At 67.8% G+C, this 12,235-nt stretch carries 8 protein-coding genes and 1 pseudogene; 5 read left to right on the top strand and 4 right to left on the bottom strand.

What is annotated here, in order from left to right; all coding sequences use genetic code 11:
- The 5 genes and pseudogenes from ACYPXD_RS17830 to ACYPXD_RS17810 form a co-directional block, all read left to right on the top strand.
- Positions 1-704 (top strand): annotated as a pseudogene (locus ACYPXD_RS17830) (precorrin-3B synthase); the annotation flags it as partial.
- Entirely contained in the window at positions 697-1,323 is a 627-nt protein-coding gene (locus ACYPXD_RS17825; protein ID WP_459713961.1) for a precorrin-8X methylmutase, read from the top strand. The pseudogene ACYPXD_RS17830 and the gene ACYPXD_RS17825, both read left to right, overlap by 8 nt.
- Complete coding sequence (locus tag ACYPXD_RS17820) at positions 1,324-2,088, top strand: precorrin-2 C(20)-methyltransferase (protein ID WP_459713959.1); 765 nt, start codon at positions 1,324-1,326, stop codon at positions 2,086-2,088.
- Positions 2,076-3,884 carry a precorrin-3B C(17)-methyltransferase gene (gene cobJ / locus ACYPXD_RS17815; protein ID WP_459713957.1) on the top strand — a complete coding sequence of 603 codons (1,809 nt, stop codon included), beginning with the start codon at positions 2,076-2,078 and terminating at the stop codon, positions 3,882-3,884. Before ACYPXD_RS17820 ends, cobJ begins: the two co-directional genes overlap by 13 nt.
- Positions 3,885-4,123: 239 nt before the next feature.
- Positions 4,124-5,077 (top strand): flagellar brake protein, encoded by a 954-nt coding sequence (locus tag ACYPXD_RS17810; protein ID WP_459713954.1) that lies wholly within the window; start codon positions 4,124-4,126, stop codon positions 5,075-5,077.
- Between the two features lie 223 nt (positions 5,078-5,300).
- On the opposite strand, the gene ACYPXD_RS17805 is transcribed toward ACYPXD_RS17810, so the two are convergent.
- From ACYPXD_RS17805 to cobW, 4 genes are all read right to left on the bottom strand, one after another.
- Positions 5,301-5,963 carry a vWA domain-containing protein gene (locus ACYPXD_RS17805; protein WP_459713952.1) on the bottom strand — a complete coding sequence of 221 codons (663 nt, stop codon included), beginning with the start codon at positions 5,961-5,963 and terminating at the stop codon, positions 5,301-5,303.
- A gap of 26 nt (positions 5,964-5,989) precedes the next feature.
- Positions 5,990-7,129 carry an ATP-binding protein gene (locus ACYPXD_RS17800; RefSeq protein WP_459713950.1) on the bottom strand — a complete coding sequence of 380 codons (1,140 nt, stop codon included), beginning with the start codon at positions 7,127-7,129 and terminating at the stop codon, positions 5,990-5,992.
- Complete coding sequence (gene cobN / locus ACYPXD_RS17795; RefSeq protein ID WP_459713947.1) at positions 7,129-11,025, bottom strand: cobaltochelatase subunit CobN; 3,897 nt, start codon at positions 11,023-11,025, stop codon at positions 7,129-7,131. The genes ACYPXD_RS17800 and cobN overlap by 1 nt, the downstream gene beginning before the upstream one ends.
- Positions 11,026-11,089: 64 nt before the next feature.
- Positions 11,090-12,205, bottom strand: a complete 1,116-nt coding sequence (cobW, locus tag ACYPXD_RS17790; RefSeq protein WP_459713945.1) for a cobalamin biosynthesis protein CobW — start codon at positions 12,203-12,205, stop codon at positions 11,090-11,092.
- Positions 12,206-12,235: the final 30 nt, after the last annotated feature.

Below are 12,235 nucleotides of genomic sequence, written 5' to 3'. Positions count from 1 at the left end.
AAGCGCGCGTCGCGTTTCCGTTGTTGCGCGACGCGCGCTTCGACGCGTGGCGCCGCCCGCCCGCGCTGCCGTCGTTGCGTTTCGGCGCGCACGCGCAGCGCGAGCCGGGCATGTCGTATGTCGGGGGCGCACCGCCGCTTGGGCGCGTCGATGCGCCGGCGCTGCGCGAACTGGCCGCACTCGCGCGCGATACCGGCAACGGCACGCTACGCGTGACGCCCTGGCAAAGCGTGCTCTTGCCCGATGTCCGCACCGAAGCCGCCCCTTCCACGCTGCTGCGGCTTGCGTCGCTGGGCTTCGCGTGCGACCGCGCGCTGCCGTTCGCGCGGCTGATCGCATGCACGGGCTCGTCCGGCTGCGCAAAGGGCCACGCCGATACGAAAGCCGATGCGAAACGCCTCGCCGCGCGTTTGCCCGCGGACATCGAGGTCCACCTGAGCGGTTGCACGCGCTCGTGCGCCGCAGCGCATCCGGTGCCGTTCACACTGCTCGCGGTCGCGCCTGGCCGCTACGACCTGTACCGGCGAGACCGCACGAACCCCAGCAAGGCAAGCGAAGCAAACGAAGCAGGCGGCAGCGCCGGCGACCGCGCTGCGCAAGACGCCTTCCGCACCGGCTTCGGCCACTGCATCGCCCACCATCTAACGATCGAACATGCCGCCGATCTGCTCGAGCGGCTGTCCCGGAGCTTCACCGATGCCTGACTACATTCGCGACGGCAACGCGATCTATCGCCAGTCGTTCGCGACAATACGCGCGGAGGCGGATCTGTCGCGCATCCCCGCCGACCTCGAGAAACTCGCCGTGCGTGTGATTCACGCGTCCGGCATGGTCGATATCGCCGGCAGCCTGCGGTTTTCCGCGGGCGCGGGCCGCGCGGGCCGCGATGCGCTGAAGGCCGGCGCGCCGATTCTGTGCGACGCGCGGATGGTTGCCGAAGGCGTCACGCGCGCACGTCTGCCGGCCGGCAACGAGGTGATCTGCACGCTCGGCGATCCGGCCGTGCCGGCACTCGCGCGCGAAATCAACAACACGCGTTCGGCCGCCGCGCTCGAATTGTGGCGGCCGCATCTCGCGGGCAGCGTCGTCGCGATCGGCAATGCGCCGACCGCGCTCTTCTATCTGCTCGAGATGCTCGATGCCGGCGCACCGCGACCCGCGCTGATTCTCGGCTTCCCGGTCGGTTTCGTCGGCGCGGCGGAATCGAAGGCGATGCTGGCGGCCGACAGCCGCGGCGTGCCCTATGTCGTTGTCGACGGCAGGCGCGGCGGCAGCGCGATGGCGGCCGCCGCGGTCAATGCGCTCGCATCGGAGGTCGAATAAATGCATACGAGCGAACCGCCTGGCGCCGCGCGCGGCCGTCTGCTGGGCCTCGGCGTCGGGCCCGGCGACCCTGAACTGATTACCGTGAAGGCGCTGCGCCTGCTGAAGTCGGCGCCGGTGGTGGCGTACTTCGTCGCGAAGGGCAAGAAGGGCAACGCGTTCGGCATTATCGAAGCGCATCTCAGCGACGCGCAGCTTCGCCTGCCGCTCGTCTACCCGGTCACGACCGAGGCGCTCGAGCCGCCGCTCTCGTACGAAGCGATCATCGCCGACTTCTACGACACCGCGGCCGAAGTGATTGCGGGCCATCTCGATGCGGGCCGCGACGTCGCCGTGATCTGCGAAGGCGATCCGTTCTTCTACGGGTCGTATATGTATCTGCACGATCGCCTCGCCGACCGGCTCGCGCCGCGCTTCGAGGCCGAGGTCGTGCCCGGCGTGTGCTCGATGCTCGGCGGCGCGGCGGTGCTCGGCGCGCCGCTCGTCTATCGCAATCAGACGCTTTCGGTGCTCTCCGGCGTGCTGCCCGAAGCGGAACTGAAGCGGCGCCTCGCCGACGCGGACGCGGCGGTCATCATGAAGCTCGGCCGCAACTTCGACAAGGTGCGCCGCGTGCTCGACGAGCTCGGGCTCGCAAAACGCGCGCTCTATGTCGAGCGCGCGACGATGGCGAGCGAACGGATCGTGCCGCTCGCCGATGTCGACCCGATGGCGTCGCCCTATTTTTCGCTGCTTGTCGTGCCGGGGGAAAAATGGCAAGGCTGATGCCGCCGGCAATCGTGATTCTCGGCAGCGGCGCGCTGGCGACTGCGCGCCGCATCCAGCGCCGCTATCCGGACGCGCGCGTGCATGGGCTGCGTAGCCGCTTCAATGCGCGGGGCGAAGCGCCGCGCGCTGAAGCGGGCGTTGAAGCGGGCGTTGAAGCCGGCGCCGATGGCGTCGATATCGTCTACGACGAACTCAGCGCGTATCTGCGCGACCTCTATGCGAGCGGCACGCCGATCGTTGCTTTGTGCGCGGCGGGCATTGTGATCCGCTGTGTTGCGCCGCTGCTCGCGAACAAGGGCACGGAGCCGCCGGTGCTGGCGGTCGCGGAAGACGGCAGCGCGGTCGTGCCGCTGCTCGGCGGGCTGGCGGGCGTGAACGTGATGGCGCGCGAGATCGCGCAGGCACTCGAGGTGCCGCCCGCGATCACGACGAGCGGCGAACTGCGCTTTGGCACTTGCGTGTTGAATCCGCCGCACGGGTATGCCCTCGCGAGCATCGAGCAGGGCAAGCGCTTTGTGTCCGATCTGCTCGCTGGTGAGACCACGCGTATCGAAGGCGCTGCGCACTGGCTCGACGATGCGCCGTTGCCTCGCTCCGAAACAGCGCAGCGGGCGATTCGCGTGACCCCGTTTGCGTGGGATGGAAACGCCGATGAACTGGTGATTCATCCGCGCAGTGTGGTCGTTGCGCTGGCCGATGACGATGGTGCGAACACTGTGCAGCGGGTGCGCGATGCGCTTGCGGCGCGCGGGCTGTCGCCCCTGGCGCTTGCGGCCATGGTTGCGCCGGCCTCGTGCTCGGGCGACGCGGCGCTTGAAGGCGCGGCCGAGGCATTGGGTGTGGCGCTGCGGTTTGCCGACGCCTCGCAGACGACAGACGACAACCGCCCTGCCTTATCGCCGCCGCGCGCCTTGCTCGAAGCCGCGTTGCCCGCGCAGTGCGAGATCGTCGATGTGAATCCCGGCATCGCCCTGGCCGTCGCCGCCACACCGCTCGACCCCGACACCATCGGCCGCGCACGCGGCCGCCTGACCGTCATCGGCCTTGGTCCCGGCAGCGCGGACCTCATGGTGCCCGCCGCGCGCGACGCGCTCGCGCACGCCACCGACATCCTCGGCTATGCCACCTACGTCGAGATGGCCGGCCCGTTCCGCGCGGACCAGCGCGTCCATCCGACCGACAACCGCGAAGAGATGCAGCGCGCGCGCCATGCGTTCGAACTCGCGAGCGGCGGGCGGCATGTCGTGATGGTGTCGTCGGGCGACCCCGGCGTGTTTGCGATGGCGTCGGCCGTCCTCGAAGCGCTCGACACGTCCGACGCGCCGCATTGGGCCGACGTCGAATTGCAGATCGTGCCTGGCGTATCGGCGGCGATGGCGACGGCCGCGCAAGCCGGCGCGCCGCTCGGCCACGACTTCTGCATGCTGTCGCTATCGGACAACCTGAAGCCGTGGAGCGTCATCGAAGCGCGCGTCGCGCTCGCCGCGCAGGCCGATCTCGTGATGGCGTTCTACAACCCGGTGTCGCGCGCGCGGCCGTGGCAGCTCGACAAGGCGCTCGATATCGTGCGCGCGTCGCGGGCCCCGGAGACGACGGTCGTGCTCGGACGCGACATCGGCCGCCCCGGCGCGTCGCTCGTCTCGACGACGCTCGGCAAACTCAGTTCGGCGGATGTCGATATGCGCACGATGGTGATCATCGGTTCGTCGACCACACGCGCCTTTTCGACGCGGCCGCAAGCGGCTCACGGCACGCCGCGCGAGTGGGTTTATACGCCGCGCTGGTATCGGTAACGCGCCGCCTCGGCGCTTGTCATGCACCGCTTGTCATGCACCGCTTGTCATGCACCGCTTGTCATGCACCGCTTGTCGTTCATCGCTGGTCGTCCACCGCTTGTTGTTTCACCACTTGACATCGCGGTTATGCATACCGGTTGCAAACACCATTAATCAGGGATTCCCCCTATCTCAAGATTTCTGGCGACGGACGATAACACCGGATGACCCTTTTTTCCTGTGCTTTCAACGCGCCTATGCAAACTGACGAAGCGGCTGCAACGACAAACCCGGCCGACACACCCTCCGCTCTCCTCGACGCCGACGCGGTGCCGATCGGCACGCCGCTCGAATGGCCGGTCGTCGATGCCGACGGTTCGCTGCTGTTCGATCGCGGTGCGGTCGTGATCGGCCCGGATGAGCGTCGCTTTCTCTTTGCGCATTTCAGGCCGCACCGCGGCGATCTGCTGGCCGGCACGCGAGACGCCGCCAGTAACCCGCTCGCCTCGCACAGCGACGACGACGAAGACACGCCGCTGTCGCTGAAAGACACGCACCTGTCGATCGGCGCGCTGATCGGCGTTCGTCCGCAAAACGCGAGTGGGCCGATGCATCCGAGCCGCATCATCGGCTTTGCGCCGAACCAGTCGGTGTTCGTGATGCCGCCGCACGTCGACGGCCGCCCGCTGACCCTGACGATCGGCGAAAACGTCGAGATCGTCGCGATTGCGAGCCAGGCCGTGTTCCGATTCGTTTGCACGGTCGATGCGGTCTGCCATCTGCCATTCGATTACGTTGTGTTGTCGAAACCCGGCGTGATCCGCCGGCTGCGCGAACGCAAGTCGATTCGCGTGCGCGCGCGCATACCGGTGCGTTTCGGCGTGAACCCGCAAGGCGACGCGTACGAGGGACTCGGCGTGATGCAGACCATCAGCGCGCTCGGCATGTCGTTCGGCACGCCGTGGCTCGTCGCCAAAGTCGGCGAGCGCCTGCGCGTGTCGATCCGGCTGCAATCGAAGGACAGCGACACGCTGATCGAAACCACCGCGATCGTACGCAATGCGCAGCCGGCCTCGGCCACCGACGCGCTTGCAACGCACGGGCTCGAGTTCGAACAGCTCGACGCGGCACAGCAATTAGCGCTGAAGTCGTATGTGTTCGACCGCATCGACGATATTTCGCACTGGTCGAATGCGGCGCGGCCTGCCTGAGCGGTCGACGATTCAAATGCGCCTTTGAGGCGCGCTGCCCGGCGCGGCGCGCCGGCGTGCCTGTGCGCGCCGCTGCATGAACGCGCGTTGGTGCGTTGGTGCGTTGGTGCGTTGGTGCGGGGGCAGCGGGCGCGCGGGGCGCTGGGGCGCTGGGGCGCTGGGGCGCTGGGGCGCTGGGGCGCTGGGGCGCTCGGGCGTTGGCGCGTTAGGGCGTCAACATCCGTCAGCCTGCCGCGATCAGTTGCGCGGGCGTAATGCATTCGCCGTCCCAGGCCCGCGCAAGCAACTCGCATCGGCCAAGCCGCACAGCGTCGTTTTCGAAGTCGACGAAGACGACGCGATCGGCGGCTTCCGGGCGCGCCGGCACACCGCCGCTGCGCCCGTCGGAAAACACCCATAGCCAGCGCTGCTGACCCGGTTTGCGCTTCGCGGCGCCGGCGAGCAGCCGCGACGCGCGTTCGATGGCCGGCACGAACGGCGTTCCACCGCCGCCGCCGATCGGCTCGAGCCAGCGTTCGCTCCAGCCGCGCGGTATCGCCGGCCCGAAACGCAAATCGGCGCTCACGCCGCCGAAGCAGATCAAGGCAGCCTCATGCCGCTCGGCACGCGCACGCCCGAACAGCGCGACGAGCAGACCTTTCGCGAGCGCGAGCCGGGCGTCCGCCAGCATCGAACCCGAGCAATCGAGCACGAAGCAGTGGAGCACGCCACGCGGCGGCGCTTCGCGCACGAACCGCAGATGATCGGCACGCAGGCGCTGCGCGCCTTTGGCCGCCAGCGTGCGCGGCCATTCGATGCGCGCGCCCGATTGACCGCGAGCCGCTTTGCCGCGGCTGCGAGCCTTGTGCGCATCGCCTGCCTGCCATCGAAAACCGCTGCGCGACACGCCAGCGGCGGCGTTCTTTCGATGGCTCAGCGTTTTTTTGACGGAAGCGGGATGACACCCTTCACATGCGTAGTACCGGCGGTCTGCGGCGGCAGATAGCCCCAGTCGCTGTCGAGCGACGCCTGTGATTGCCGCGCGTTGCCCGCTGCCGCGGCATCACCTGATTGCTCGGGTTCGGCTGGCTTGGCGTCCGGTCGATGTCGAGGCGGCACATCGCCGGTTCCGCCGGTTCCGCCGGTTCCACCGGATCCGCCGCTTCGTTGCCGATGCAACAACACCGCTTGCGCGACGCGATCGACATGCGCAATCGTCACCGCGTCCGCCGCTTCGAGCGCGGCCAGGGCACGCGCGGCGCGCAGCATCACGAGATCGGCGCGCATGCCGTCGACCTGCGCCGCGATACACTGCGCGCTCACATGCTCATGCACGGCATCGTCGAACGCGAGTTGCGAGAGCGCGGCACGCGCGGCGCGGATGCGGCGCACGTGGTCTTCCCGCTGCTGCGCATAACGTTCGCGAAACGCGTGCGGGTCCATATCGAAGGCGAGCCGCGCCTTGACGATCTGCTGCCGAATCGGCGCATCGAAGCAGTTTTGCAGCGCCACCATCAGGCCGAAGCGGTCCGTCAGTTGCGGGCGCAATTCACCCTCTTCCGGGTTCATCGTGCCGATCAGCACGAAGCGCGCCGCGTGACTGTGCGAGACGCCGTCGCGCTCGACCGTGTTGACACCGCTAGCCGCCGCATCGAGCAACGCGTCGACGAGCGCATCGGGCAGCAGGTTCACTTCGTCGACATAGAGCACGCCGCGATGCGCGCTCGCCAGCAGCCCCGGCGAAAAACGCACGGCGCCGTCGCGCAGCACCGTTTCGATATCGAGCGTGCCGACGAGGCGCTCTTCGCTCGCATTGAGCGGCAAGGTGACGAACTGGCCGTCGGGCAGCAGTTCGGCGAGCGCGCGCGCGGCCGTCGACTTCGCGGTGCCGCGCGGACCGCTGACGAGCACGCCGCCGATGCCGGGGTCCACCGCGGCAAGCAGCAACGCCTGCTGCAGTTCGCTCTGGCCGAGCAGCGCGGCGAACGGAAAGACCGGCGCGCGGCTCATGTCGCTTGTGCGTTCGCTTGTGCGTTCGCCGGCGCCGTTCGCCGTGTGCGTCGTTGCATTCATCATCGCGTTCCTTCGATCTGTTGTTCGCTCGCCAGCAGATGCTGTTCGATCTGCTCGCGATACGCGCCCGGCTCCTGCCATAACCCGCGCTGCATCGCTTCGACAAGCCGCTCGCAGATGCCGTGCAGCGCATGCGGATTGTGCGCCTGCAGGAAAGCACGGGTGTCGGCGTCGTTCAGATAGGCATCGGCGACCAGCGCATATTGATGATCGGCAATCACGCGCGCGGTCGCGTCGTAGCCGTACAGATAGTCGACGGTCGCGGCAATCTCCGCCGCGCCCTTGTAGCCGTGCCGCTTCACGCCGTCGAGCCACTTCGGGTTGACGACGCGCGAGCGGATCACGCGCGCGATCTCTTCGTTCAGCGTGCGCACGCGCGGCGCGTTCGGGTTGCTGTGGTCCGCGTGATACAGCTGCGGCTGGCTGCCGGAAAAATGCCGGACCGCCGCCGCCATGCCGCCCTGGAACTGGTAGTAGTCGTTCGAATCGAGCACGTCGTGCTCGCGGTTGTCCTGGTTGTGCAAAACGACATCGAGCGTCGCGAGGCGCGTGCCGAATGCGTGGCGCGCATCTTCGCCCGAGATCTTCTGCGTGTAAGCATAGCCGCCGTGCGCGAGGTAGGCGTCGGCCAGATCCGCGTCGTTCTGCCACTGCCGCGTATCGATCATTTCCTGCAGGCCCGCGCCGTATGCGCCGGGACGCGAGCTGAATACGCGCCAGCACGCGCGCTTGCGCGCCTCGTTCGCATCGACGCCGCGCGCGATCCATGCGTCGCGTTCGCGCAGCACGCGCGCGCGGATCGGATTCAGATGCTCGGGCTCGTCGTCGAGGTCCGCCACTGCCTGAACCGCCGCATCGAACAGATGCATCACATTCGGAAACGCGTCGCGGAAAAAGCCCGATACGCGCAGCGTGACGTCGATGCGCGGCCGGTCGAACGCGGCGATCGGCATGATGTCGAAGTCGGTGACGCGATGGCTGCCCGGCGCCCACTTCGGCCGCACGCCGAGCAAGGCGAGCGCCTGCGCGATATCGTCGCCGCCCGTGCGCATCGTGGCCGTGCCCCATACCGAGAGGCCGATCGCGCGCGGATAGTCGCCGTGTTCCTGCAGGTGACGTTCGAGCAGTTGCTGCGCGGATTTGAGGCCAAGCGCCCACGCGGCCTGCGTGGGGATCGCGCGCGTGTCGACCGAATAGAAGTTGCGGCCGGTCGGCAGCACGTCGGGGCGGCCGCGCGATGGGGCGCCGCTCGGCCCCGGCGGCACGAAGCGGCCTTCGAGGCCGCGTTTCAACTGCAGCATTTCATGCGGGCCGCAGGCGTCGAGGCGGGGCAGCACATCGTCGCGCAGACGCTCGAGAACGCGGTGGGTTTGCGGCCCTGCGGCGCGTGCAAGTGAAGCCGATGCGGTCGGAGCCGCGGTCGCATCGCCGTGACGAACGGTATCGCTCACGGCGGTCACGCGGTTATCGCCGCCTGCGTGGGCGCCGCCAGCGCCGCCCGCTTCGCAAAGCGCGCCGAGCAGCGTGCCGGCCATCAGTTCCAGCCGCTCGCGCGCGTCCCCGTTATGGCGCCATGGCGCATCGCTAACCTGCTGCAGCAGCGCCGGCTTTTCCCCCTGCCACGGCGCCGACCAGTCGGCGGTCAGCGGATCGAATAGACGATCGATGCCGAGATCTCGCGCAAGCGCATCGATCAGCCCCGCGTTCGCGCCCTGCCCGTCGCCGATCGGATAGCGGCCGAGCGCGAGCAGCGTATCGCGCCGCTGCACACCGCGCGGCGAACAGCCGAATGTGTGCAGGCCGTCGCGAATCTGCGCTTCCTTCAGTTCGCACAGCCACGCGTCGACGCGCGTGAGCAGCGCGTCTTCCGCGTCCTGACCTTTGGGCTCGGCGATGCTTAGCTCTTCGTGTAAGCGGTGTTCGACGATGGTCGACAGAATCGTGCGCCGCAGCAGCTTTGCGCGGCGCGGGTCGACCATCAGCGCTTCGTAGTATTCGTCGACCTGCCGTTCGAGGTCCTGCAGCGGCCCATAGGTTTCGGCACGCGTGAGCGGCGGCATCAGATGATCGACGATCACCGCCTGCGCGCGCCGCTTTGCCTGGCTGCCCTCGCCCGGATCGTTGACGATAAACGGATACAGATGCGGCATCGGCCCGAGTATCGCATCGGGCCAGCACGCATCGCTGAGCGCGACGCTCTTGCCCGGCAGCCATTCGAGATTGCCGTGCTTGCCGACATGCACGATCGCATCGATGCCGAATTGATCGCGCAGCCAGAAATAGAACGCGAGATACGCGTGCGGCGGCACGAGCTCGGCGTCGTGATAGCTCGCGTAGTCGTTCTGCTCGCGCGAGCGCGACGGCTGAATACCGACAAACACGTTGCCGCAGCGCCAGCCGGCGATCATGAAACGGCCATGCCGCACGGTCGGGTCGTGCTCCGCCGCGCCCCAGCGGGCGTTGAGTGCGTCGCGCAGCGAGGCGGGCAAGCGCGCGAAGTGCGCCTGGTAGTCGGCCAGTGCGAGGCTTTGCAGCGCGGGCCTCAAGTCGCGTACAACCGGATCGTTCGTCACGCCTTGCGTGAGCAGGTCGAGCAATGCATCGCCATCGGCGGGCAGCTTTTCGCCGGCCGCGATGCGATAGCCTTCGTCGCGCAGCATGTCGAGAATACCGACCACCGACGCCGGCGTGTCGAGCCCGACGCCGTTGCCGATGCGCCCTTCGCTGACCGGATAGTTCGCAAGAATCAGCGCGAGCTTCTTGTCCGCGTTTTCGAGCGCGCGCAGACGGCACCAGCGCTCGCTCAGCTCCGCCACGAACGCGACACGCCCGGCATCGGGCTGATAGCGCACGACGTCCACTTCGGTGTGCGGACAGCGATACGCGAGCCCTTTGAAGCTGATCGCGCGCGTGATGATGCGGCCGTCGACTTCGGGCAGCGCGATATGCATCGCGATGTCGCGCGAGTTCAGGCCGTGGTTGTCCTTGATCCAGTCTTCGCGGTTGCCGCCGCTCAAAATGACCTGCAGCACGGGCGCGTCGCCGGCCACGGCTAGCGGTGCGGGATCGTCGATCGCGCTGGCGGCGAAGGCCGTGGTGTTCAACACGAGCGACGCTTGATGTTGCGCGCACAACTGCTCGACGACGTCGCGGCTCAAGGCGTCCTTCAGCGAGGTGATCGCGATCGGCAGCGGATTCATCTGCCGTGCTTCGAGCGCATCGATCAGCGCATCGAACACGGCCGTGTTGGCGGCCTGCAGATGCGCCTTGTAGAACAGAATCGCGACAACCGGCGCACCGGCGCGCCAGCGCGCCTGCCAGTCCGCCACGGTCGGCGTGTCGTGCGACGGGTGATAAAGCGCGGCAGCGGGCAGCGGCACCGGCAACGCCGGTTCGCGCCCGAAGCCGAGCGCGCGCCACGCGATGCAGCGCAAAAACGCCTCCGCGTTGTGCGGCCCGCCTTCACGCAGATAACGCCATAGCTGATGGCACAGCGCCGCATCAGCGGTACTGCGCGCGATCAGGTGAGGGTCTTCCTGCAGGTCGCCGGAGAACATCGCGAGCGTCTGCTGCTTGCGCTCCGCGAGCGCGACCACCTGTTCGATGCCGTACGGCCAGTACGCTTCGCCGCCGAGGTGATCGACCACCACCACGCGCGCATGCTGCAACACGTCCTCGACGTAGAAGTCGACCGAGGCCGGCTGGCGCAGATAGGTGACGTTGGCCAGGCGCACGCTCGGGAAGCCGGCCGGCAGGCGCGGCACGACGCTCGCGAGCAGCGACAGCGTCGTATCGGCCGAGCTCAGCACGACGATGTCCGCAGGCCGCTGGTCGATCCGGATCACGCCCTTCGTGTCGTCGACGAAACCGCCCGGCGTGGTGCGCAGCAAATGCATGTTTGTGCCGCCTTGTGTTGATGGTGCCCGTGCGCGGTGCGATGCGACCGCGCGCGGCGGCCAGTCAGGCCTGTTGGTCTGCCTGCGTGCTCAGCGCTTCGTCGAGCGCGCGCTGCAACACCGGTTGCTCGAGATCCTCGCCGATCATCACGAAGCGGCTCGCGCGAGGGCTCGCCGTCGCTTCGCCCCGCAGCTCTTCGGGCCGCCAGCGGCGATCGAAATAGCTGTCGAAGCGGCGCCCGACTCCCTGGATCACGAGCCGCATCGGCGCGTCCGGCAGCGCCGCGAAGCCCTTCACGCGATACACCGTGTGCTGCTCGACCACGCGCTGCAGCGCGGCGATCATCGCGACGCGCGACGGCGCGTTGGCGCTGACGACCACCGAATCGAACTCGTCGTGATGGTGATCGGCATGCTCGGGATCGTCGGACGAGCCATGATGATCGTGGCGCAGATGGATCGTTTCTTCCGAAGCGGACCCGAGCCCGAGCAGCGCATGCAGGTCGAGTTGGCCGTTCTGCGCGCGCACCACCTTCACCTGAGCGGGAATCTCTTCGCGAATCGTTGCTTCGACTGCCTGCGCGCGCGCATCGTCGAGCAGATCGATCTTGTTCAGGATAACGAGGTCCGCGGCGGACAGCTGGTCTTCGAACAGTTCATGCAGCGGCGACTCGTGATCGAGGTTCGGATCGGCCTTGCGCAGCGCATCGACGGCCACCGGGTTTTCGGCGAACTGGCCGCTCGCCACGGCCGGTCCATCGACAACGGTCACCACCGCGTCGACGGTAAAGCTGTTCTTGATCGACGGCCAGTTGAACGCCTGCACGAGCGGCTTCGGCAACGCGAGGCCCGACGTTTCGATCAGCACGTGATCGATCTGGTCGCGCCGCTCGACGAGCTTTTCCATCACGGGAAAAAACTCTTCCTGCACGGTGCAGCACAGGCAGCCGTTCGCGAGCTCGTACAGCTGGCCTTCGATTTCGCGGCCTTCTTCGTCGCAGCCAATGCCGCAGCCCTTGAAGATTTCGCCGTCGATGCCGAGTTCGCCGAACTCGTTGACGATCACGGCGGCCCGCAGTCCGCCGCTGTGCTGAAGAATATGGCGCAGCAGAGTGGTTTTGCCGCTGCCGAGAAAGCCCGTGACGATCGTCACCGGGATCTTGCGCATCTGGGTTTGCATGGCGACTTCGCGAATGTGAATCGCGGCGCC

This window comes from Paraburkholderia sp. 2C, from assembly GCF_054589215.1.
Note: the sequence above shows the minus strand (reverse complement) of the source record. Positions and strands in the feature narration are given on the sequence as shown.